This window comes from Superficieibacter sp. HKU1 (assembly GCF_029319185.1).
Classification (GTDB): domain Bacteria; phylum Pseudomonadota; class Gammaproteobacteria; order Enterobacterales; family Enterobacteriaceae; genus Superficieibacter.
In genome coordinates this window covers 1,932,911-1,955,801 of sequence record NZ_CP119754.1, presented here as the reverse complement: position 1 = coordinate 1,955,801, position 22,891 = coordinate 1,932,911, and the positions used below count along the sequence as shown (strand labels likewise).

Here is a 22,891-nt window from a genome sequence, read left to right as displayed (position 1 = left end):
CCCTCCTGCGCACCATAGTGCTGTGTTTACCCTACCTTAAGTAGATGATGTTGTCTTCAGCGCCAGCGGATTTAACGCCAGTTGCTGATACGAATTCACCCATGAAGAGTAGCGCTCTGGCGAACTCCACACGCGGTAATGCAGCCGTGACATGGTGACCGGATCGCTCAGCAATACCAGACGACGGTCGCGGCTGAGTTTTTCCGGCGTTTCATTCAGCGCCTGCTCAACATGGCGGTCGCGGGCAATTTCAAGGATGTTGCCTTTACCGTGACGTCCCGTCGCCATCGCCGTGGCCAATGCGTTGAAGGACGGGTTGAATACCGCATGCATAAAGCCGTCTTTCAGCGAGCGCTGGATATTCAGTTCCAGGAAACGGTCGGTGTCGATCAATACCTGCGGCGGCGAATACTCTTCCGGGATCAGGAACAGTTTCCAGCGCTTAGTGCGTAGCCCTACCGTCGAACGGCTGGAAATGACCGACACAAACGGCGAGAGGATTAGCGAGAAGACAATCGGTGCCAGCCAGAACAGAAAACGCAGATCCAGCCATGCCATGCCTACCGCCCACACTAGACCCAGCAACATCTGCGAGCCGTGACGCTTGAACGCCTCTACCCATGAAGTTGAGTCATCATCACGCTGCGGTGAATTCCAGACCACTTCCCAGCCGAGGAACGCGCTGACCACGAACACGGTATGGAACAGCATACGCACCGGTGCCAGCAGCACCGAGAACAGCACTTCCAGTAGCAGAGAAAGCGTGACGCGAATAAAACCGCCGTACTCTTTCGGCCCTTTACACCACACCAGAATGATACTGAGCAGTTTTGGCAGGAACAGCAGCACCATCGTCGACGCAAACAGCGCAATCGCCAGCTCCGGACGCCACTGCGGCCATACCGGGAACAGCTGACGCGGCTGAAGGAAATATTGCGGCTCCGTCAGGGCGTGTACCACCTGAAGCGCGGTAGAAAGCGCAAGGAACATAAACCACAGCGGCGCGGAGAGATAGGACATAACGCCGGTTAAGAACACCGCACGGTGAACCGGGTGCATCCCTTTTACCAGGAACAGACGGAAGTTCATCAGGTTGCCGTGACACCAGCGGCGGTCGCGTTTCAGCTCGTCCAGCAGGTTTGGCGGCAACTCTTCATAAGAACCCGGCAGATCGTAGGCAATCCACACGCCCCAGCCTGCACGACGCATCAGCGCCGCTTCCACGAAGTCGTGCGACAGAATCGACCCGGCAAAGGAGCCTTCGCCTGGCAGCGGTGCCAGCGCGCAGTGCTCAATGAACGGCTTCACGCGAATAATCGCGTTATGTCCCCAGTAGTGCGATTCACCCAGCTGCCAGAAGTGCAGACCAGCGGTAAACAGCGGACCATAAACGCGGGTAGCAAATTGCTGACAGCGCGCGTACAGCGTGTCCATGCCGGAGGCTTTCGGCGACGACTGGATGATACCCGCGTTGGGATTCGCTTCCATCAGGCGCACGAGACCGGTCAGGCAGTCACCCGTCATTACCGAGTCCGCATCCAGCACCACCATATAGCTGTACTGACTGCCCCAGCGGCGGCAGAAGTCGTCAATGTTACCGCTTTTGCGCTTCACGCGACGGCGGCGGCGGCGATAGAAGATCTGCCCTTCGCCATGCACTTCCGCGATAAGCTCCATCCAGGCTTTCTGCTCGGAAACGCATATATCCGGATTGTAGCTGTCGCTGAGGATGTAAACGTCAAAGTGCTGCTGCTGGCCCGTGGCTTTCACAGACTCCCAGGTCGCCCGGAGTCCGGCGAAAACCCGATCCACATCTTCGTTACAGATAGGCATGATCAGCGCCGTACGGTGCCCGGGGTTGAGCGGCTCATTGCCGGTCGTCGAGGCGGATATACTGTATTTATCCTTCCCGATAAGCAGCTGGAGAAAACCCATCAGCGCGGTCCAGAAGCCGGCAGAAACCCAGCAGAACAGCACCGCAAACAGGATCAGGATCCCGGTTTGCAGGATGTAAGGCAGAAGCTGCATGAAGGAGACCAGCAAATCCTGGCCCATCATGTCGCCCGGGTTGATCAGCGCCCAGCCCTGGTATGGCAGAATGGTTTTCATATACCAGGTTGCCACCACGGTTTGCGCCAGCGTTAACACCAGCAGAATATAGCGACGAATCGTCCCCATCAAACGCCACTGTTGTTCGCTGACCTGCTGCTCTTTGGTCAGACGTGAAAGATAACGCGGCTGCTGTTCACGACCGCGCAGGCGGTCCCAGAAACGGCCAACCGGGTTGGTACGCCACGGGTCGGGAAACATTGAGGAACGCTTTGCCTTTGGCATCGCGTGCAACTGTGTGCGGCCCAGATCGTCTTTGATCAGCTGATCGTTGTGCAACGACTCAGGCCAGCTATGTTCCAGACGTGACTTGACTGACCCCAGCGGAGCGTCATCTTCAGGCTCGAATCGCTGATGCTCAGGATCAAGCGCTTCGTGGACTGCGCGGATATCCATATCGGCAGGAAGTGCCGCTTTTTCAGCATCCGTAAGCGGCAGAGCGTCGATATACTTCGTTGTATTATTCATTGGCAGGTAGCTGATAGCTCCAGGTTTCACTCAGCGTCTGGTCAGCGTTAACCAGCGCGGCGCGCATCTCAGTGGTCTGCTTAGGATCTTTGATTTTGGTGCGCAGCGTCAGACGCCATCCTTTGGTGACAGGATTATAGCGCACGCTGTTCTCAACGATTTCACCGTTGTCACCGATGCTGGTTTGCGCAGTGACCGGGGTGTCCGCAGGCAGTTTTTTCATTTCCGGACCGGCGAAGTCAATCACGAAGGCCAGCGTTCCGTCCGCCTGACGGATCAGATTAGATTGTTTAACATCACCTGCCGAGCGGCGAGTCTGCGTCACGTACGCGTTATCCGGCGCGTGCAGCTTGTCTTCATCACGGCTGAAGGTGATGGTGTAACTGAAGTTCATCTCTTTCCCGGCAGCAGGCAGCTGATCCGGCGTCCAGTAAGCCACGATGTTATCATTGGTTTCATCGTTGGTCGGAATTTCGACCAGCTCAACCTTGCCTTTGCCCCACTCACCTTTCGGCGTGATCCAGGCGCTTGGACGCAGATCGTAACGGTCGTCGAGATCTTCATAGCGGCTAAACTGGCGACCACGCTGTAACAATCCGAAGCCCTGAGGGTTTTCCATTGCGTAGCTGCTTACACCCAGATGTTTCGGATTATTAAGCGGACGCCAGATCCACTCGCCATTACCGGCATGAATCGACAGACCGTTGGAGTCATGCAGTTCAGGGCGGAAGTTAGTGGTTGGAGAGGGCTGGTTCGGCCCAAAGAGGAACATGCTGGTCAGCGGCGCGACGCCGAGCTTGCCGACTTTGTCACGCAGATAGACTTTCGACTGTACGTCAACGACGGTATCGCGGCCTGGCATAATGGTGAAGCGGTACGCGCCGGTGGCACGCGGAGAATCCAGCAGTGCATAGATATTCAGACGCTTGTCCGTCGGTTTTGGACGTTCGATCCAGAACTCACGAAAACGCGGGAATTCCTCGCCTGACGGCAGCGCGGTATCAATGGCCAGACCACGCGCGGAAAGGCCGTAAACCTGTCCCTGCCCCAGCACGCGGAAGTAGCTTGCCCCAAGCATGCTAACGATTTCGTCGTTCTTGTCTTTGCTGTTAACCGGGTAAAGCACTTTAAAACCTGCAAAGCCCAGATCTTTTACGGTGTCTTTATCGTGCTGAACATTGCCGAAATTGAAGTAATCCGGGCTGTATTTAATCTTACGCACGGCGTTGGAGGTCACTTCGTTGATGGCCACCGGCGTATCAAAGTACATCCCCTGATGATAAAATTCGAGCTTGAATGGAGTCTTGATTTTGCCCCAGTAAGCCTTGTCGTGGTTGAACTGAATCTGCTGATAATCCGCATATTTCATGTCGCGGAAGACGGAGGGCAGATTGCTTTTAGGAGCCTCATAGCCTTTACCTGCCAGTGACTGTGCCTGCTTTGCCACATCATCAATGGAGAATGCCCATGCAGATGAGGTGCACAGGGACAACGTTATGGCTACGCCTAACCAGCGCATTTTCATCATCTGTGATTTATTTTTCATAATAAGTAAGCACTTCCCCCTTTGTGTGCTTAAATCGATCCGATCCATTTTAATGGAAACTCTGGCAATCCGACAACATAATCCCCATTTTGTTCAGCCAGCGGCTTAGGGTTTGAGCAACCGCAAACGACCTTTTGCACTTTACGTGCTTATCCTGGAGACAGGTTTTCGGACTTAGTGTAGGGTTGCAGCGGATGTTAACATTATCGCGTCTGGTGATAAGACGAAAAGTCTGAGAATGCAAACAATTATATGAGTAAAGTACCCGCACAACGTGAATATTTCCTCGATTCCATTCGCGCATGGTTGATGCTTTTGGGGATCCCCTTTCATATCTCGTTAATCTATTCCAGCCATACCTGGCACGTTAATAGTGCAGAGGCGTCGTGGTGGCTTACCCTGTTTAACGATTTTATTCATTCCTTCCGGATGCAGGTTTTCTTTGTTATTTCCGGTTATTTTTCATACATGCTATTTCTACGCTATCCATTAAAGAAATGGTGGAAAGTCCGCGTCGAGCGCGTCGGTATTCCAATGCTCACCGCCATACCTTTATTAACGCTGCCGCAGTTTATGATGCTGCAATATGTCAAAGGTAAAACCGAAACCTGGCACACGCTCTCGTTGTATGAAAAGTACAATACCCTGGTCTGGGAACTGACTTCGCACCTGTGGTTTTTACTGGTTCTGACCATCATGACCACTGCGGGTCTGTGGCTGTTTAGCGTGCTTCGTCGACGCCAGGAGCAGCAGGAAGGCGTCCTGTTCGCCAGCCTGACGCTCGGCAAACTGACGCTGGTATTTTTGCTGCTCGGTATCGCTTACGCCACCCTGCGCCGCACGCTGCTGATAGTTTACTCACCAATCCTTAGCGACGGCCTGTTTAACTTCGTGGTCATGCAGACCCTGTTTTATATTCCTTTCTTTGTGCTCGGCGCGCTGGCCTTTATTAACCCCCGCCTGAAGGATCTTTTCATAACGCCTTCGCCGTGGTGCATGCTCGGTGCGATTGCAGGATTTGCCGCCTATTTACTTAATCAGCGCTACGGCAGCGGTGACGCCTGGATGTATGAAACCGAGTCGGTCATTACGATGGTATTTGGCCTGTGGATGGTAAACGTGGTCTTTTCCTTCGGACACCGGCTGCTCAATTTCCAGTCGGCGCGGGTGACCTATTTCGTTAACGCATCCCTGTTTATTTATCTGGTGCACCACCCGTTAACGCTGTTTTTCGGCGCGTATATTACGCCGCAAATCAGCTCTAATACGCTGGGCTTTTTTACCGGACTGGTGTTTGTGGTGGGTTGCGCGCTGGTGCTTTACGAAATTCACCTGCGTATTCCGCTGCTGCGTTTCCTGTTCTCAGGCAAACCGCAGACGAAGCAGGATAAATCTCAGGTGGCGGCCCGTTAATAAACTGCCCCCTGTCATTAAGGGGGCAACTTATAACAACCATTCGACCGGTAACCGGTAGACCAGACGCACCAGAAGACGTTTCCAGAAGCGTGAATTCGGCTCCTTCTTTAGCACGATAGTTTTTCCATCCTGTTCTTCAATCCAGTTTACTCTTCCCCAGCGATCCAGCTTGAGTTGCCAGGCGGCATGTCGCTGGCTTTTCAGGAAATTATGGTGGATCTTCTGCGCCAGCGGCTCGCTGTCGATGACAAAGCCCATTTCGGTATTCAGCATCGCCGAACGCGGATCGAAGTTAAACGAGCCGATAAAGACCTTGCTGTTATCCACGCTGAAGGTTTTAGCGTGCAAACTGGAGCCCGAGTTCCCGGTAAGCCCGCTATCGTGCAGACCCGGCGCGGGTTTAGAAGTGGGCTTTAATTCGAAAAGCTCCACGCCATGACGCAGCAGCTTTTTACGCCAGCGAGCATAGCCCGCGTGCACCACAGCCACATCGTTTGCCGCCAGCGAGTTGGTCAGTATCGCCACTTTAACGCCGCGTCGCACCATTTGCAGGATCATCGCCACTCCTGCGCGACCCGGGACAAAGTATGAAGAGATAATATCAATTTGCGTTTCCGGGGCGCCCATGACGTTCATCAGGCGCTGCGGCAGCAGCGTGCGCTTGCGGGCCTTCCCCTGCCCTTTGCGCGGATCGTCGCTCAGCAGGCGGGTATGCGCCCAGAGCAGAGGCAGTGTGCCAGACTCCAGACGCGAAACGAAGGAGGTAGTTTTGAGTTTATGCAGGTACTGTTGGGCATATTTGTCATTGAGCCATTCATCGGGGATCTCTACCCGTCGGGTAATATCCTCTTCCGAAATATCCAGCACCTGCTGGAGCGTCGAGACCGACTTGCATTCCCAGTAACGCTGGAAATCCTCCGCCACATCCTGAACCACCTCGCCCAGCGCCATAACGTCCAGATCGGTAAATAACGGCTCCTTGCCCGCGCCAAAATAGGCGTCGCCTACGTTTCGGCCGCCAATAATGGTGACTTCGCCATCGACGGTGAAACTTTTATTGTGCATCCGGCGGTTAAGGCGTGCGAAGTCCGTCAGATAGCCGAGGATACGCAGCGTGCGAAAGGAAAAGGAGTTAAACAGACGTACTTCAATATTGTGGTGGGCGTCGAGAAGGCGCAGCGTATCGTCAAGCCCGACCGTATTGTTGTCATCCAGTAAAAGCCGCACCTTAACGCCACGCTCCGCCGCTTCAACCAGCACGCGAAATAGCAGGCGACCGGACATATCGTCCTCCCAGATATAGTACTGCACATCCAGAGTGCGTTCCGCCATCTGCGCCAGCCGGTAACGTGCAGCAAAGGCATCAAGGCTATCATCAAGGGGTAAAAGGCCACAAAGGTCAGGATGCGCCGCACGGGCCGGGGCGATTGCTCGCCCCAGTCGCGTATTATGCGACTGGCTCGTCTCCCTGCCGGGTGAGTAATCGCTCATAAAGTCCTGCATTTTCCTCATCATAACAGACAAAGTATATCTGCTCTGGCTGAGGACGCCGGGTAATGTAATCCGAAACGGCACTAATTGCGATTTCTGCGGCAGCGGCTTTCGGATAACCGTAAATACCCGTACTGATTGCCGGGAAAGCGATGGAGTGAAAATCGTTATCGCGGGCGAGCTGCAGACTGTTGCGGTATGCATCTTCCAGCAACCGGGCTTCATTGTGCTCCCCCCCGCGCCAGACTGGCCCCACGGTATGAATGACCGCTTTTGCCGGAAGGTTGCCGGCGAGGGTGATCACCGCATGGCCCGGCGCACACTCTCCCTGCTGCTGGCGTACCACCTTGCACGCGTCCAGCAACGCGGGCCCGGCCGCGCGATGGATGGCGCCATCCACACCGCCGCCGCCCATCAGAGAAGAGTTGGCCGCATTAACGATGACATCCACCTGCATGGTCGTGATGTCTCCCCGAACAACGTGAATGCGTGATTGCATAATTTTCTCCTGCTGGCACCGTTGGCATTTACTTTATCTTACTTCGGTGCCAGGAGAAATGCGCGTTCCGTGAAAAGGCAGGAACGCGCCGCTATGTTAACGATACTGAAGGGTATAGACCGCAAGCGTTCGTTGCGGATTAAGGTATTCCAGCGATGTGGCGTCAAATAAGTCGTGAACAATTTCCTGCTGCGGCGCATTGCCTAAAGCGCGATGCAATGTCCAGGTTTTCCCTTCACGCTGACATGTCACCGCAATATCACGAGAGGTATTGGTGACTTCACAGGGAGGTTCGACAATCTGTCCCTGAAAATGGATCACCCCGCCCGTGGTACGATCGCCAGCGACTGCGTCAGCCGATATCCCCGCGGCCATTACGCCCAAAAGAACGTAAAAAGATAATTTCATGGTCACTCCCCTCTGTCAGAAAACGCGTCTGAAACCGGAAATACAGCTGAACATTTAATTATCTTTATTACTCTATATTAACAATGAAAGAAATACGTATTAACTAAATTACTATTTATTTTCACAAGCAGGTAATTTTTAATACAATTATATTCAGCAAATGAATATATTAATGCAAACTTATAGCGCACTGGTGATAAATAAGAATAGAGAGGGAGACGGGCAACATCGTCAGGAATTTGTTGCAAAAGAAACAGTACTATTTTAATCGTAAACCTAGCGCTGTTATTCAGGTACGTTCAGCGGAAAGCGCTTTTTAGCCGCGCGGGACGCCAGCCATAGGCCGCTGTTTTTCATGGCATAGCCAAAAACGAGACCCAGCATGACGGAAGGGACCACCAGCTTATAGTCGCCCTGCCCGGCAAAGGTTGCGCAGGCCCCCATAAACGTGCCGGGTACGAAGGACAATAAAAGCTGCTTCGCCTGGATACACATCAAAAACGCCACCATACCGGTCATTACATAGCCCACACTTTCCAGATGCGGTGCCAGCGCGCTGCCGTGAATAATCACCAGCGCCCAGATTATGCCGCTTATCAGGGTGCAGGCTGAAATAGCCAGCCCTTTCAGGCCACCTTGCGGACAAGCGAAGTACGCCGTGCAGCCAAGAAACCCGGCCCAGCTCAACAAACCTAAGGAGACGGCTACCCAGCCCCATAACCCTGAGAGGATGCCTGTGGTGATTGCGATAGCGAGAAGTGTGCTCATGGCGCGCATCATAACAGATGCGCACCAAACAAAAGAGATCTGCTGCACAATTTATGCAACTTTTCTCACTTCATTACATTTTATTTGTGATTTAAATCACACTTACTCAGCATCTTCTTCCTGCAACTCTTCCCACATGGCCGCGATCGCCTCGCGCGTCAGTTGCGCCAGCGTGCGCCAGAATGGCGTTTGCGCATGCGCTTCGACCTTGCCCAGGAAAGTATCGCACCACGGCAGTAAGAATTCGCCAAACAGGGTATCCTGGGCTTCACTCTCGTCTTCAGCAGATTGATCTTCCAGCCAGGAAGCCGCCAGCAGCAGCGTACCGAAATGATCTGCCGGGCTTTCCCCCAGCGGCATACCGCGAGCGCTGAGGAACGCGCGCACGTCGCCTTCCGTCGCCCCTTCCACCCACGCGCTGCGGAACGGCGCAACGCGGCAGTCGTCACCGACAAACAGGGCGTTGTAGTCGGCGGTCAGCGCGTCCATATCGACGCTTTTTTGCAGGCGGGCCAGCAGTTCATCCTGTTCCAGCGGCCAGCTGGCGGCCAGTTTGCCTTCTTTAATCAGGGTGAACAGCGGCACCAGCAGCGGATCCTGCGGCTGACGATAATAGAGCGAACCGAGGACGCGGCACAGGATTGAAAACTCGTTCATGCATTAATTCCAGTATGATGATTAAAAGTCGGCAAATTCAGGGATGGGAGCCATGCCGCGCGACTCCAGAAAATCAAGTAAACGCCGGGGCGAAACGTTGAGGATACGATCTTCAGGGAAGTGAACCTCATCGAGGATTTTACGGCATTCGCTAAAATCGCCCAGCGTAAACGCGGTATGCGAATCCGAACCCAGAGCGACCCAGCCGCCCGCATCGCGAACCGCAGCCGCTACCGCCCGACAGTTCGCGTCACTGCCTTTACGAGAATGCACAAATGACGAGTTATTGATCTCCAGCGCCACATGATATTTCGCAGCCGCAGCAGCAATAGCCGGGATATCGACAGGGTATTTCGGGTTTCCGGGATGGCTAATGATATGCACCGACCCGCTGGCCATGGTCGCGATCATCGCTTCGGTATGGGTAGCTTCATCCTGCGGCGGAAATACCGGCTCATGAAAACCGGCGATAATCAGATCGAGCGAGGTCAGCATTGGACCAGTACAGTCAATCTCGCCGGGGGTGGTTTTAATATTGGCTTCAATGCCGCGTAAAATGCCGACGCCATCCACAACTCGCGGCCAGATGCGCATATTAATAAAGTGCCAGTGATGCGGTGCATCGACCATGTCCGGGCCGTGATCGGTGATCGCAAAGAGCTTAATTCCCTTACTCTTTGCTTGCGCAATGTAGTCGCTAAGCGTGCTGTACGCATGAGTGCTGGCGACAGTGTGCATATGCAGATCGACAGGATACATCGTTCTCTCCTCTGATGTTTTGCGCAAGGATAGCAGGTATTGTCCTGCGATATTAAGTAAAACCCGGCAGCGCCTGGATTCGACTCAGTAACCGCGCTCGCGATCGACGCGCCCGGTAACCTCTTCGCCATTCTCAAGCCCGGCAATGGTACGGGCGATAAAGGCAATGGCTTCCGGCGGGCGCGTTACGGCGGCAACATGCGGCGTCATCGCCACGCGCGGATGCGCCCACAGCGGGCTTTGCGGGTCCAGCGGTTCGCGGCTGAAGACATCCAGCATCGCACCTTTGAGCTTGCCGCTTTCCAGCGCCTGCAATAAATCGTCCTCAACTACGTGGACGCCGCGCGCCAGATTTATTAAATAGCTTCCCTCCGGCAAGTGGCCTAAACGTTCGGCATTAATAAGGCCAACGGTTTCCGGCGTATGCGGCAGGAGATTAATTAGCACGCGCGTACCGCTTAAAAACCCGGCCAGTTCGGTCTGCCCGGCAAAGCTTTTCACGCCGGGCCACGATTTCCGGCTCCGGCTCCAGCAGCGTATCGGGAATCCCCATGCCTGTAATGTCTGCGCGACTTTACTGCCAAGCACGCCCGCACCGAGAATGCCGATAGTAAAATCCTCTTTGTTATAGGCGTCCAGCGGCTCCCAGCGCGCCTGAAGCTTTTGCGCATGATAATCGTCGAAGCGCCGGAACCAGTGCAGCACCTGGCTTACCGCATATTCCTGCATCTGCTCGCCCATGCCAGTATCCTCCAGGCGAAAAAGCGAGGTCGACTCCGCCAGCATCTCCGGATGCGCCTGTAACTTTTTCAGAATCGAATCGACGCCCGCGCCCAGCGCAAAAACCGCTTTTAGCGGGCGGCCTTTCAGCATCTCCACCGGCGGCTCCCAGACCAGTGCATAATCCGCAGGGTGACGATCGCCTTCTTCCCACTGGCGTACCGTGGCGCCCGGCAGTGTCTTTTCCAGCTGCGCTTTCCAGTAGTGAAAATCAAAGGTGGGATGGTAAAAGATGATATCCATATAGACTCCTGACATTGCACAACGGTTGTCCTGTAGCGGACGCGATGGTTTCTGTTTGATCTGTATCGGTTTTGAGGATATCAAATTTCTGCGTTGAGTTTTGTAAAAAGCCGTTCGACGACAAAAAAGACACTTTTTGTTTATTCTGCAAGCAACCTGGCGCAAGTTTAACTAAACGCACCGCTTCGGCTAAAAAGAACGTTGACGGATGTAACGGATTTCCCTACATTAGCGCCCGTTCCGGTGATGCCGGAACAACAATATGGTGAGGTGTCCGAGTGGCTGAAGGAGCACGCCTGGAAAGTGTGTATACGGCAACGTATCGGGGGTTCGAATCCCCCCCTCACCGCCATATTTAAAGAAGAGCTCGCACTCACGTGCGGGCTTTTTTTTGCATATACCTCAGGACCAGGGGGGATGAGAACCCCCGACCGGGGTTCGACAACGGGCGAGCGTGGCGCGTCAATCCCCCCCTCACCGCCATCTTTAAAAGTCACGTTCAGATAACGGCTAAAAGAAGTCTTTATTCATGAAGAATAAAGTCACCTCCTGAGCGACAGGCTCATGGGACCGCCAGCAGGTACCCATTATTAAGGATTAAGAGATAAACAGGCTCAGCACCAGCACCATTCCCAGGCCGACCACAGAGTTTATCAGCTCCAGCAGACCCCAGGTTTTGAAGGTGTCTTTCATTGAAATGCCAAATGTTTCTTTGAACAACAGAAAGCCACCATCGTACATTAGCGTGATGGTGTTACTGCCGCAGGCAACGGCGAGGCACATCAGAGCCGGATTGAGATGAAACGCACTGACCATTGGTGCAACAATCCCGGCAGACGTAATAGCCGCTACCGCGCCCTGTCCGGTGAGAATGCGAATAATCGCGGTAATTATCCACGCGACAATAAACGGCGACAAAGGTAAGTCACCCATAATCGTGACGATATGATCGCCGACACCGGAAACCACAATCACCTGTTTCAGGATGCCGCCAGCGCTTATCACAAACAAAACGTTAGCTATTTTTGCAATAGCGTCGCTCACGCAGTGAGTCACACCCTCCGCCGTCATGCCACGTTTCACGCCGAGAAACCAGACGGCGGCAAGTGTTGCCAGCAGCATACTGATTTCCGCGCTGCCTAAAAAGGTGCACACTTTCACCAGTTCTGAGCCGGTGGGCATAAACCCTTTAATGATGGAAGCCACAATCATTAGCACCGCCGGGATCAGCGGGATTAATATACTGATACCAAAGGAGGGCAAATCCCGTGAGGTTTTTTCCTCGACCGGTTTAAGCAGCGAATTAAGCGGAATTGTTTTGATACCGGGCAGGTATTTTGGCAGCAGAATGCCCGCGCAAAACAGTGCCGGAAGAATCACTAAAATGCCATACAGATAGACCTGTACAATATCGGCATTAAAGGCGCTAATAAGCGCAACCGGCCCCGGCTGCGGCGGGAACAGGCTATGCCCCATTGTTGCCCCTACCACTGTCGGGACCACTAATTTCATATACGGGATATTTGCTTTTTTAGCGATGTTCAATACCAGCGGCATTGCAATCAGGAATGCCACTTCATAAAACATGGCAATGCCAAAAATAACGCCGATAAACATTAATCCAACAGATAGAAATCGTGTACCGCAGTGTTTGATAACTGTGTCAGCGATCTGCTGGCTGGCACCTGACTCGGTCATAAATTTTCCGATGACGGCACCGAAAATAATAATCAACGCCAGGTGACCGAGAATACTGCCCAACCCGTCCTGGATTACCGTGACGATTTTATCCAGGGGAATACCTTCCATGACAGCGACAAAAATACCGGCAATCAACAAGGCGAAAATATTGTGGAATTTATAGCGGAGGTTCATGAGAACCAGGAGCGCAATACCTACCAGCACCCAAAATAATGCTAACAGCGGAGACATAGAGCATTCCTTACAGATGGTGCGTCAAAAGAAGCCGGAGAAGCCCCCGGCCCATACATTATTGATGTTGTTTTTCGAGTGCTTCCCACAAGCCGTGCAGGTAAGTGACGCCGAGGGCGCGATCGTAAAGTCCATAACCTGGACGCCCGGTTTCTCCCCAGATAAAACGTCCGTGATCCGGTCGGACATACCCGTCAAAACCGTTATCATGCAGGGCTTTCATCACCTCGTACATATCAAGAGAACCGTAGCGTGATAAATGCGCGGATTCGTAGAAATCTTTATCTTTAATCAATTTGATATTGCGCACATGTGCGAAATGGATACGCTTGCGACGGGTAAATTCGGCAAGAATTTGATAAACATCGTTATCAGGATCTTCAGCAATGGAGCCAGTACATAATGTAATTCCATTGGCTTCAGAATCTACTGCATTACAAATCCAGTCGAGATCGTCTCTGTTTTTAACAATACGAGGCAATCCAAAAATGGAGTAGGGCGGATCGTCCGGGTGAATGGCCATTTTAATACCAACTTCTTCACATACCGGAATAACACGTTCAAGAAAATAGACCAGGTTTTCCCGCAGTTTTGCATCATCAACATCTTTATATTTGGCGAATAACTCCTGAACTTTCGCCAGACGTTCCGGCTCCCAGCCCGGCAGGGCAAAACCGTTGGAATTGTCCAGCACTTCTTTCACCACTTCATCAAGAGTTTTATCGATACCTTTTTTTTCAAACGCCATGGTCAATGAACCATCCGGCAGGACGTAATTCATGTCTGTTTTCATCCAGTCAAAGACTGGCATAAAGTTATAGCAGATGACTTTAACACCGATTTCCGCCAGGTTACGGATCGTCTGCTGGTAGTTAGCAATCAGTTGGTCACGGCTGGGGAGACCAATTTTGATATCATCGTGAATGTTCACGCTTTCAATCACGTCCATTTTTAGCCCGGCCTGTTGAACCTGATCGGCAAGGGCGCGGACTTTTTCCATTGACCACACATCGCCAACCGGAACGTCATACAGCGCCCCGACAACCCCCTCAACTCCGGGAACCTGTCGAATATATTCCAGCGAAATCTTATCTTCCACTGGTCCAAACCAGCGCATTGTCATTTGCATACCTGTTACCACCTTTAACGTAAAAACATTCGTCTACCATACTAGTATTTCTATTAGTAAGCGCGCTGGCCGCTTTTTGCGATCTGATTCACACAACGTATGAATAGAAGGGTTAATTAACGGTGTTCAGACGTGAGAGCGCGGGTGTGGCTGGTAAAAAAATGGAGTGGCAGAAAACTGACGCTATTGCCGGAGTTGCTACTGCACCGGTTTCGTCCATAAGCTGCTTATGGCATTGCAGCAGGTTGAAGGTCTCTTTCGGTGTACTGGCTGGCGGTTCAGGACGCTTTTTTCCGTCAGACATTTCATCGTCGTTCCAGGCTTTCGCAGGATCATCAGCGTTAAGGATTGCAGACGCATATTGCCCGCTTTTGGGGTTAATCACCGCCACTAACAGCGTGTTCAGTTCCACTTTACCGGAACTGATCCACGGTCGGGCGGCTGCCCGGAATTGTTTACAGTACGGGCAGATCGGATCGGCGAATACCACCATTTTCCGTTTCTCCTCTGGATTACCTTCCTTGATCCCCTGCGCAGCGTTGAGCTTTTTCCACAGTTGCCGCCCCTGAGGAATGTACAATTCGCGCTGGAACAGAGTTTGCGGGGAGGACGCCCGCAACGAGTCAATCCCACTTCCCCTTTTATTCCTCCACCATTCGCTCATACTCCGCGGTCAAGAAATCAACTAACGTTCTGACCGCCGGCAAAAGCCCGCGCCGGGAAGGGAAAACCACATGAATAACTTCGCGCTGCGGCTCCCATTCAACTAGCACCCGAACTAATTCGCCGGAGGCTAACTGATCGCGAACCATCAGGATTGGTAACTGCACGATCCCGACCCCGGCAATCGCCGCTTCCCGCAGCGCCAGCATATCGGAGGTGATAAATCGCGGTGTAAAGTGAACCTCCGCTCGCGCGCCGTCCGTGCGGCCAAGCGCCCATTTATGAATATGTTTGCCAGCCGACATGCTCAATCCCGGCCACTGACTCAGATCCGCAGGCGATTGCGGTTTTCCCATTTTCTGTACCAGCGCAGGACTGGCAACCAGGCAATGTCCGCGATCGGCCAATATCTTCATCACCAAATCACTGTCATCGAAAGGCCGGGGACGAACGCGTATAGCGACATCAACACCTTCACCCACTAAATCTACCTGCCGGTTCGTCGCTTCCAGTTGCAGATGGATCCCAGGATAGCGCATCATAAATCGTGCCAGCATCGGGCCGATGTGGACATGCAGCAGCGTCACCGGACAGGTGAGTTTCACCCTTCCTCTCGGCTCGGCCCGCACCATAGCAATCGCGTCCTGAGCCGCCTCCGCCTCGACCAGCATCGCTTTACAGTGCTGGTAAAAGGTGTGGCCTACTTCTGTGACCGTAAATTTCCGCGTCGTGCGGTGTATCAGCCGGACGCCGAGATTCTCCTCCAGTTGCGCAATGCGACGGCTAAGTTTTGATTTCGGCATATCCAGGGCTCGTCCGGCCGCCGCAAACCCTCCATGCTCAACCACGTGAACAAACCAGACGAAATCATTCAGATTCTGCATCGCCACCCCATCGTTCCATTTTCTGCAACAGTGTGAACTATTTTAGCTATCTACCGAAATATTAAATCCAAATATAAGCTAATTGACATCAAAGCTCACTACAAAGGAGACATAAATGAAACAGATTACGGGTGTATATACCGCGCCACGTCCGCACTGGGTGGGTGATGGCTTCCCGGTTCGTTCATTGTTTTCTTATCAGTCGCACGGCAAAAACCTGAGTCCTTTTCTGTTACTGGACTATGCCGGGCCGCACACCTTCCCCGGGGATGGTATGAAGCGCGGCGTTGGCGAGCATCCGCACCGCGGGTTTGAAACCGTGACTATCGTTTATGCCGGTGAAGTTGAACACCGCGACTCAATCGGCAACGGCGGCGTGATCGGGCCCGGCGATGTGCAGTGGATGACGGCAGGCTCAGGCATTCTGCATCAGGAGTTTCACTCGGAGGCATTTTCGCGCCAGGGCGGCGAACTGAAAATGGCGCAACTGTGGGTCAACCTGCCAGCGAAAGACAAGATGACTTCTCCGGGGTATCAGAGCCTCACTGACGCCGTCATCCCTGTTATCAGGCTTCCCGACGACAGCGGCCGGCTACGCGTTATTGCAGGGAATTACGCCGGGACGTCAGGCCCGGCGCGTACCTTCTCGCCAGTAAACGTGTGGGATATTGCCTTACATCAGAATCGTGAAGTCACTATTGAACAACCGGTCGGCTGGAGCAGCGCGCTGGTTGTTATGGAAGGCAGTGTTGAGGTCAACGGGGCTACCACCGCTCATGAATCGCAGTTGATCGTACTGAGTCAGGAAGGCAGCAAAATCCATCTTCGTGCCAGCAGCGACGCTAAAGTGCTGGCGCTGGCGGGAGAGCCGTTAAACGAACCTATTGTCGGCTACGGCCCCTTCGTTATGAACACTAATGCTGAAATTGCGGACGCCATCCGTGATTTCAATACCGGCCGCTTCGGCCAGATGTAAACGATACAGGAGAATACCATGTCTACCCCAGCGAACTTTAATGGTGCACATCCGGTCATTGATGCCAATGATGCAGTCATGCTGCTGATCGATCATCAAAGCGGCCTGTTTCAAACCGTGGGCGATATGCCAATGCCGGAGCTGCGGGCGCGCGCCGCCGCGCTGGCGAAAATCGCGACGCTGGCGAAACTGCCGGTGATCACTACGGCCTCAGTACCACAAGGACCAAACGGCCCGCTGATCCCGGAAATTCACGCCAACGCGCCGCACGCTCAGTATGTGGCCCGTAAAGGCGAGATTAACGCCTGGGATAATCCGGAATTTGTCGCCGCAGTAAAAGCCACCGGGCGGAAAACGCTGATAATTGCTGGCACCATCACCAGCGTTTGCATGGCGTTCCCGTCAATCAGCGCCGTGGCTGAAGGCTATAAAGTGTTCGCCGTGATCGACGCGTCCGGGACCTACAGCAAGATGGCGCAGGAAATTACTCTGGCGCGCATCGTGCAGGCGGGCGTAGTGCCGATAGATACCGGTGCCGTGGCATCGGAGCTTCAGGCAACGTGGAACCGCGAAGATGCGGGCGAGTGGGCGGAAGTCTACACCAACATATTCCCGGCCTATCAGCTGTTGATGGAAAGCTACACCAAAGCGCAGGAAGTGGCGCAAAACAGCGAAAAACTGGACTCTCAGCGCTAATACCCTATCCCCCACGCTGCCAACAGCGTGGGGGATGCTTATTGCTTAACCGAAAGAAACATAAAGCAGAAATTATGCTTGACCGTTTCCCCGCAACTCCCTATAGTAGCGCCCCGTTACCCCCCTTGAGGACGGTGACAAACAATATGGTGAGGTGTCCGAGTGGCTGAAGGAGCACGCCTGGAAAGTGTGTATACGGCAACGTATCGGGGGTTCGAATCCCCCCCTCACCGCCATATTCAAGCTGAGAGCCTGTACGAAAGTACGGGATTTTTGCTTATAGATATCCCCAGACCAGGGGGGATGAGAATCCCCGACCGGGGTTCAACAACGGGCGTCACCCCGTTGGACAGACGACGAGCCTGCGAGGAGGCTGCCCGCAGGGCGAGCGCAGCGAGTCAATCCCCCCCTCACCGCCATATTCAAGCTGAGAGCCTGTGCGAAAGTACGGGCTTTTTGCTTATATCTATTTCCCGAACCAGTAATTCATCGAACCTTTAGTCGTAAAGAGTTCATATTGTGTCTTATGAATAATAAAAGTTTACCTAAACATGAGCATGATTGTTATCTGACAAAAACAGGCCAGTGCGTTATGGCCACTGACCTGTTCTTTCATACAAAAATAACATAATGACAGGCATATGAATTTTTACCGGTAAGTAAATCCCTGGTAAAACACTCTGGATAAATAACCTGACACGTTATGTCTCTATACGTGAATTATTATATGGCACTATTAAATAGTCTGAAGTGCATTTTCGGGGCGTTTGATAATAGAATATGTTAGACCTGAAACGATGGTACCAGCGAAAATAGCACACAAATAACCCATTACCGGGGTAATTGCGCCGGGGATTAAGAACACAAATATGCCACCATGCGGGGCCATCAATTTGGCATTGATCGCCATACAAATCCCCCCGGTGACGGCCCCCCCAGCAATACAGCAAGGCAGCACACGCATTGGATCGCGAACAGCAAATGGGATCGCACCTTCAGTAATAAAGCATAAGCCCAGCACCAGGGCAGCCTTGCCGCTTTCCCTTTGATCGTTATTGAATTTCTTGCGAGTAAGAAGTGTTGCCAGCCCCATCGCTAAAGGAGGAACCATTCCCGCAGCCATGATGGCAGCCATAGGCGTATACGTTTGAGAACTTAAAAGACCGACACCAAATGCGTAGGCCACCTTACCTATTGGCCCTCCCATATCCGTACATATCATTGCACCAAGAATCGCCCCCATCAGAACTGCATTCGTCGTTCCCATATTCGCCAGCCAGTGGGTTAGAAGTTCCATTACTTTTGCTATTGGGGTACCAACGATATAAATCATTAACAGTCCAGTGAGTAAACTGGCGAAAAGTGGGATGATCAGTACCGGCTTTAATGACTGTATATTTTGTGGCAGTTTGAGCTTTTGAGCTATATATTTTGCCAGATAGCCAGCAATGAAACCGGCAACTATGCCCCCAAGAAAACCAGCATTAGTGCTATTAGCGATCATGCCGCCGATAAGCCCAGGAATTAAGCCTGGACGATCGGCAATTGAAAATGCGATAAATCCGGCAAGCACTGGAACCATTAAGGCAAAAGCGGTGCCCCCTCCTATCTCCATCAGCGCAGCAGCAAGCGTTCCCTGCTCCTTAAAGGCGTTAATGCCAAAAGCAAAAGAAAGCGCAATACATAAACCACCCGCGACCACCATCGGAAGCATATAAGAAACTCCCGTCAGTAGATGGCGATAAGCGCCTGGATTATCGGTTTTAGGTGTAGATACCTGATCGTCGCTCGTTAACTGGAACGGGCGTGCTTCGGACAGGGCTTTATCCAACTCCTGTGCGGGCTTTTTCAGAGCAAGACCTGTTGTAGTACGATACATTGGTTTACCCGCAAATTTTGTCAGATCAACTTCAATATCTGCGGCGACAATGACCAGTTCAGCGCTTGCGAGTTCTTCAGGTGTAATGATATTACCTGAGCCAACTGAACCACGCGTTTCAACTTTAATCCACCAACCGCGTTTTTTTGCTTCTGTTTCTAAAGCTTCAGCTGCCATGAAAGTGTGTGCTACGCCAGTAGGACAAGCGGTAACGGCGACAACGCGTTTTGGTTCATTGCCCTTATCAAAACCAGAAGACAAGGAAACCGTGTGATTATAATGTGACTGACTCACTAAATGGGTTACATCGCATCTACGCATGCTGATTACACCTTTTAATTAAATGTTAATATATACCAAAATTATCTTTGAGATTGGACGCATACAGGATATTTTATTGTACTTACACTTGTAAGAATAATTATCGAAAGATAAAAATCAATTAACTTAGATTGCAAAACTAGACTATTTATCAGAATATTTTCCACACATATAGAGTGATTACTTTTTAGTATTTACGCAGCATGCGCGAATCACCATCTTAAATATAAATATTTTTAAAACATCCCTGTTAGCTCTCCATAAATGATTATAAAACTCTTAAAAAAATGACCGCATTACAATAATTCAATCACAAAATTAATCTATTACCGTTTATACCAGTCGATTGGTAATGCCTGTATCGTTTCATCAAGGCTAAGCTGAGGAAGAAAAGGCCTACCGTAGGCTCTCGTAATGGCAGTTAGTTTATTAAGACGATTAATAGCTATTTTAATACCGTCTTCCTGTTTCTGAGGATCCAGGGTCATTGCTTCAGCCCATATAGAACGGCCTGCCATAAAACCTGATGCCCCCGCTTTACTTGCCAGTTCAACTTGTAATGCAAATTGTTCATAGTTCACACCAGCAGACAACAGTACCCATGGAATAGTAAGGGTATTACTGAGCTCTTTTAGGGCTTTAATAGACTCTTCAATCTCCTCGTCAGTCGTTACATAGCCAGGGAACTCAAGTTTGAGTAAGTCAACACCCATTTTCTCGGCTTCACATGCAGATGAAATAATTCCTTCAATACGTTTTTTGCGCCATTCTTTACTGCTGGTTGCCTCTCCTGGAACAGGAAACCAAATGGGTTCAACGACTAACGGTAAATCCGCATCATTACATTCTGCCTGAATTTCTCTTATTAACTGACGTTGAGATGCTCCTATTGATGCATCCAAATCAGGACGATAAAACCAACAAACTTTACCGGTACCCGCCCCTGCAAGTCTGGCCTTTGCAGGACTCCATCCATCACGCATCACAGTACTTCGTGGAGCTTCCAGCGGCTCATATCCTTCGCGTTCAAGCGCCGCTATGATCCCGGTATTACGTGGAATGGATCCCATTGCGAGAGCCTGAAAACCGTATTGGGCGTCCAGAAGAAGTGCAGAAACATGTGGCCCCAACGCTGACGCTAATCTCGCTTTAGCATCAATTATTTGTGCAAATGAAGCTGGTTGAGTTCCGTATACAGCTTCAAATTCAATCATGTGATCCATTGCGGCAACTTCGAAAAAACCGTGTTCACTGGTTACGCTTCTGAGCGCATGGTATTTGCCAGGGCTCATTACGCGATTTTTATTTACATAAACCATCATACTCGATCTCCTTTATTCTAATGACTACGTTAATTGAGATTAATATTAACTTTTTCGTTACCTTCATCTATAGTTAACCAGGCATATCAAAAGTGGTCTATCCGGGCTATAACTCTCCCCATAGACTGAGCTGGCTTTTCAGGAAGTACAAATCAAATTGTTATATTCACAATTAATTTTAACAACTCCAACATTATTCATACATAAATGGCTCATACTACTTATTAGATCTATTATTCCCCAGCCTCAGGTGTAATGTCTTTAGATACAATTCAATAATGATAGATTGATAAAATTTGTACTCCTCACTTTAAGCCCATACCCTTTTCATGCCTACTATTAACTTGTAATTACATGTTCATGTCTGTGATCTTGTTCACAAAAGAAAGTTAGCATATAAATTATTGCCAATATCAGACTGTTTTTGTGACAATCATCACCACTTATTATTCATACGAAATTGATTTTTAGTAAAATTGACTTAAATCAAAATACACGAAATTCATAAACATGGTTAAAGCAATAATTTGTAATTACATGAAAAGTATGCAGTATCACAGTATTATTACTCTTGCAAAATGGTTTAATTGACAATGAGGCAATACGACAATGTGTTCTCTGTCAGAATTGTGAGTCCAGGTGACGCGAGCATACCTCTGGGCTAACCTGTCTGACATAATGCCTGGATCAATAATGTGTTCTGCTGGCGCAGAGAATGGGATAGTCTTCTCTACATCAAAAACTTACCTTACAATGGCTATGACTATGCTAAGGCAACCCACAGGGAACACGATGATAACGGGCGTCGCGATGGTCACTCTTAAAGTGATTCAACAGGAATCAAACTGTTGTACATACAGATCCTGAGCTGGTGAAAATTGAATCAACTATCGCCTGTTTTGACCTTTCAATACCTCATACGGCACACGGCATACAATAAAGAAAATTATGAAATATCTTGATATCTACCAAATACTGAAAGATAAAATTTTACAAGGCGTTTACTCTGCTGGTTCTCCTCTTGAAGGAGAGCATGCGCTTGCAGAACGCTACGCCGTTAGCCGCCCCACCATTCAGAAAGCTATCGCGCGTTTGAAACGCGAATCGTTTGTCCATACCCGCCAGGGTTCCGGGGTATTTATTAACCCTCCTGAGTTTTACCAGGACAACAACGTTATCACTATTTCTGAACGCATTCGTCACGATCAAACTCTGGATAATGTTGTTTTAAGTTATGATATTCAACGGGCATCTAACGAAATGGCTACGCTGTTTGGACTGACGAATGAAGCAAAGTTAATTCATTATCGACGAATGCGGATTATTGACAAAAATCCAACCACTATAGAAGAAACCTGGATGCCTCTGGAGCTGTTTCCTGATTTTTCACAAGAAGACTGCCATCATTCCGTCCTGCATTACATCGAAAAAAACCGCAAAATGCTCATCAGTCACGATGTTAAAACTTGGGCGGGCAAAGCACTTAATACGGATGAAGCCTGGCTCCTTAACTTAAAGCAAGGAGATGTTGTACTCAGCATCACACATAAGGTCTATTTACAAAGTGGTATACTCGTACAACTTACAATTGATACGTTAGCAACAAATAATGTAACAACGGTATCAATGCGATAATTTAAATAGCCAGACTCGTATGAGTTTTAAAGCCATTTTGCTCCCTGAAGTGGCTAAGATAGTATGGTACAGGGAGTATACCGCTCGATTGACATCAGACAGATGCCACCTCACCGCCCACACTTGTAACTACAAATCATTCGAATCCATCCCTAAAAAAACTATTTATTGATCATAATCAATAAAATTAGCCCAAAACAGGGCTACTGTGGCCCTAAACTTGTAATTACAAATTCAAACGCCCCATGTTAAACAATGTCAACATTTTTGCTAAATGCGCTTTTTAATGATGTTTTCATGATTTATATGG

Annotated in this window: 18 protein-coding genes, 2 tRNA genes and 1 pseudogene; 6 read left to right on the top strand and 15 right to left on the bottom strand. The window is 50.7% G+C overall.

Annotated elements, in window-relative coordinates; translation table 11 throughout:
- Window positions 1-36: 36 nt before the first annotated feature.
- Together mdoH and mdoG are read right to left on the bottom strand one after the other, a co-directional pair.
- Window positions 37-2,577: a glucans biosynthesis glucosyltransferase MdoH gene (gene mdoH, locus P0H77_RS09245; protein WP_276164588.1), complete on the bottom strand. Its 2,541-nt coding sequence runs from the start codon at window positions 2,575-2,577 to the stop codon at window positions 37-39.
- Window positions 2,570-4,123, bottom strand: a complete 1,554-nt coding sequence (gene mdoG / locus P0H77_RS09240) for a glucans biosynthesis protein MdoG (protein ID WP_276164587.1) — start codon at window positions 4,121-4,123, stop codon at window positions 2,570-2,572. The genes mdoH and mdoG overlap by 8 nt, the downstream gene beginning before the upstream one ends.
- Before the next feature lie 252 nt (window positions 4,124-4,375).
- Between mdoG and mdoC the strand changes: the two genes are divergently transcribed.
- The gene (gene mdoC / locus P0H77_RS09235; protein ID WP_276164586.1) at window positions 4,376-5,536 is read left to right on the top strand and encodes a glucans biosynthesis protein MdoC; all 1,161 of its coding nucleotides are present in this window, start codon (window positions 4,376-4,378) and stop codon (window positions 5,534-5,536) included.
- Between the two features lie 30 nt (window positions 5,537-5,566).
- Here mdoC and P0H77_RS09230 read toward each other — a convergent pair whose 3' ends face one another.
- From P0H77_RS09230 to ghrA, 7 genes are all read right to left on the bottom strand, one after another.
- On the bottom strand, window positions 5,567-7,054 hold the full coding sequence (locus tag P0H77_RS09230; RefSeq protein ID WP_276164585.1) for a phospholipase D family protein: 1,488 nt from the start codon (window positions 7,052-7,054) through the stop codon (window positions 5,567-5,569).
- The gene (ymdB, locus tag P0H77_RS09225; protein ID WP_276164584.1) at window positions 6,987-7,529 is read right to left on the bottom strand and encodes an O-acetyl-ADP-ribose deacetylase; all 543 of its coding nucleotides are present in this window, start codon (window positions 7,527-7,529) and stop codon (window positions 6,987-6,989) included. Before ymdB ends, P0H77_RS09230 begins: the two co-directional genes overlap by 68 nt.
- Before the next feature lie 96 nt (window positions 7,530-7,625).
- Window positions 7,626-7,937 carry a type 1 fimbrial protein gene (locus P0H77_RS09220; RefSeq protein WP_276164583.1) on the bottom strand — a complete coding sequence of 104 codons (312 nt, stop codon included), beginning with the start codon at window positions 7,935-7,937 and terminating at the stop codon, window positions 7,626-7,628.
- A gap of 285 nt (window positions 7,938-8,222) precedes the next feature.
- A complete protein-coding gene (locus P0H77_RS09215) occupies window positions 8,223-8,705 on the bottom strand; it encodes a DUF1097 domain-containing protein (protein WP_276164582.1) in 483 nt (160 codons plus the stop codon).
- Between the two features lie 102 nt (window positions 8,706-8,807).
- Window positions 8,808-9,362 (bottom strand): molecular chaperone, encoded by a 555-nt coding sequence (locus tag P0H77_RS09210; protein ID WP_276164581.1) that lies wholly within the window; start codon window positions 9,360-9,362, stop codon window positions 8,808-8,810.
- 21 nt (window positions 9,363-9,383) lie between these two features.
- Window positions 9,384-10,121, bottom strand: a complete 738-nt coding sequence (locus P0H77_RS09205; protein ID WP_276164580.1) for a phosphatase — start codon at window positions 10,119-10,121, stop codon at window positions 9,384-9,386.
- An 84-nt stretch (window positions 10,122-10,205) separates the two neighbouring features.
- Entirely contained in the window at window positions 10,206-11,144 is a 939-nt protein-coding gene (gene ghrA, locus P0H77_RS09200) for a glyoxylate/hydroxypyruvate reductase GhrA (RefSeq protein ID WP_276164579.1), read from the bottom strand.
- A 264-nt stretch (window positions 11,145-11,408) separates the two neighbouring features.
- Here ghrA and P0H77_RS09195 point away from each other — a divergent pair.
- Window positions 11,409-11,496, top strand: a tRNA-Ser gene (locus P0H77_RS09195).
- 245 nt (window positions 11,497-11,741) lie between these two features.
- On the opposite strand, the gene P0H77_RS09190 is transcribed toward P0H77_RS09195, so the two are convergent.
- The 4 genes from P0H77_RS09190 to P0H77_RS09175 form a co-directional block, all read right to left on the bottom strand.
- Window positions 11,742-13,076 carry a gluconate:H+ symporter gene (locus tag P0H77_RS09190; RefSeq protein WP_276164578.1) on the bottom strand — a complete coding sequence of 445 codons (1,335 nt, stop codon included), beginning with the start codon at window positions 13,074-13,076 and terminating at the stop codon, window positions 11,742-11,744.
- A 58-nt stretch (window positions 13,077-13,134) separates the two neighbouring features.
- Window positions 13,135-14,205, bottom strand: coding sequence for a mannonate dehydratase (uxuA, locus tag P0H77_RS09185; protein ID WP_276164577.1), 1,071 nt, complete (start codon window positions 14,203-14,205; stop codon window positions 13,135-13,137).
- Window positions 14,206-14,317: 112 nt separating this feature from the next.
- Entirely contained in the window at window positions 14,318-14,869 is a 552-nt protein-coding gene (gene dsbG, locus P0H77_RS09180; protein WP_276164576.1) for a thiol:disulfide interchange protein DsbG, read from the bottom strand.
- Window positions 14,847-15,758 (bottom strand): LysR family transcriptional regulator, encoded by a 912-nt coding sequence (locus P0H77_RS09175; RefSeq protein ID WP_276164575.1) that lies wholly within the window; start codon window positions 15,756-15,758, stop codon window positions 14,847-14,849. The genes dsbG and P0H77_RS09175 overlap by 23 nt, the downstream gene beginning before the upstream one ends.
- A 109-nt stretch (window positions 15,759-15,867) precedes the next feature.
- Here P0H77_RS09175 and P0H77_RS09170 point away from each other — a divergent pair, with 109 nt between their 5' ends.
- The 3 genes from P0H77_RS09170 (at window position 15,868) to P0H77_RS09160 (ending at window position 17,660) form a co-directional block, all read left to right on the top strand.
- Entirely contained in the window at window positions 15,868-16,728 is an 861-nt protein-coding gene (locus P0H77_RS09170; protein ID WP_276164574.1) for a pirin family protein, read from the top strand.
- A gap of 18 nt (window positions 16,729-16,746) precedes the next feature.
- Window positions 16,747-17,424: an isochorismatase family protein gene (locus tag P0H77_RS09165; protein ID WP_276164573.1), complete on the top strand. Its 678-nt coding sequence runs from the start codon at window positions 16,747-16,749 to the stop codon at window positions 17,422-17,424.
- Between the two features lie 148 nt (window positions 17,425-17,572).
- A tRNA-Ser gene (locus P0H77_RS09160) sits at window positions 17,573-17,660 on the top strand.
- 500 nt (window positions 17,661-18,160) lie between these two features.
- Here the strand turns inward: P0H77_RS09160 and fruA are convergent.
- Both fruA and P0H77_RS09150 read right to left on the bottom strand, forming a co-directional pair.
- A pseudogene (gene fruA, locus P0H77_RS09155) lies at window positions 18,161-19,534 on the bottom strand (PTS fructose transporter subunit IIBC); the annotation flags it as partial.
- Window positions 19,535-19,950: 416 nt separating this feature from the next.
- The gene (locus P0H77_RS09150) at window positions 19,951-20,946 is read right to left on the bottom strand and encodes a tagatose 1,6-diphosphate aldolase (RefSeq protein ID WP_276164572.1); all 996 of its coding nucleotides are present in this window, start codon (window positions 20,944-20,946) and stop codon (window positions 19,951-19,953) included.
- A gap of 948 nt (window positions 20,947-21,894) precedes the next feature.
- Here P0H77_RS09150 and P0H77_RS09145 point away from each other — a divergent pair.
- Window positions 21,895-22,581, top strand: coding sequence for a GntR family transcriptional regulator (locus P0H77_RS09145; protein WP_276164571.1), 687 nt, complete (start codon window positions 21,895-21,897; stop codon window positions 22,579-22,581).
- Window positions 22,582-22,891 lie beyond the last annotated feature (310 nt).

Bases quoted from the DNA above. Each gene is read 5' to 3' on its own strand.
- mdoH (WP_276164588.1), bottom strand. From the start codon at position 2,577: ATGAATAATACAACGAAGTATATCGACGCTCTGCCGCTTACGGATGCT.
- mdoG (WP_276164587.1), bottom strand. From the start codon at position 4,123: ATGAAAAATAAATCACAGATGATGAAAATGCGCTGGTTAGGCGTAGCC.
- mdoC (WP_276164586.1), top strand. From the start codon at position 4,376: ATGAGTAAAGTACCCGCACAACGTGAATATTTCCTCGATTCCATTCGC.
- P0H77_RS09230 (WP_276164585.1), bottom strand. From the start codon at position 7,054: ATGATGAGGAAAATGCAGGACTTTATGAGCGATTACTCACCCGGCAGG.
- ymdB (WP_276164584.1), bottom strand. From the start codon at position 7,529: ATGCAATCACGCATTCACGTTGTTCGGGGAGACATCACGACCATGCAG.
- P0H77_RS09220 (WP_276164583.1), bottom strand. From the start codon at position 7,937: ATGAAATTATCTTTTTACGTTCTTTTGGGCGTAATGGCCGCGGGGATA.
- P0H77_RS09215 (WP_276164582.1), bottom strand. From the start codon at position 8,705: ATGAGCACACTTCTCGCTATCGCAATCACCACAGGCATCCTCTCAGGG.
- P0H77_RS09210 (WP_276164581.1), bottom strand. From the start codon at position 9,362: ATGAACGAGTTTTCAATCCTGTGCCGCGTCCTCGGTTCGCTCTATTAT.
- P0H77_RS09205 (WP_276164580.1), bottom strand. From the start codon at position 10,121: ATGTATCCTGTCGATCTGCATATGCACACTGTCGCCAGCACTCATGCG.
- ghrA (WP_276164579.1), bottom strand. From the start codon at position 11,144: ATGGATATCATCTTTTACCATCCCACCTTTGATTTTCACTACTGGAAA.
- P0H77_RS09190 (WP_276164578.1), bottom strand. From the start codon at position 13,076: ATGTCTCCGCTGTTAGCATTATTTTGGGTGCTGGTAGGTATTGCGCTC.
- uxuA (WP_276164577.1), bottom strand. From the start codon at position 14,205: ATGCAAATGACAATGCGCTGGTTTGGACCAGTGGAAGATAAGATTTCG.
- dsbG (WP_276164576.1), bottom strand. From the start codon at position 14,869: ATGAGCGAATGGTGGAGGAATAAAAGGGGAAGTGGGATTGACTCGTTG.
- P0H77_RS09170 (WP_276164574.1), top strand. From the start codon at position 15,868: ATGAAACAGATTACGGGTGTATATACCGCGCCACGTCCGCACTGGGTG.
- P0H77_RS09165 (WP_276164573.1), top strand. From the start codon at position 16,747: ATGTCTACCCCAGCGAACTTTAATGGTGCACATCCGGTCATTGATGCC.
- P0H77_RS09150 (WP_276164572.1), bottom strand. From the start codon at position 20,946: ATGATGGTTTATGTAAATAAAAATCGCGTAATGAGCCCTGGCAAATAC.
- P0H77_RS09145 (WP_276164571.1), top strand. From the start codon at position 21,895: ATGAAATATCTTGATATCTACCAAATACTGAAAGATAAAATTTTACAA.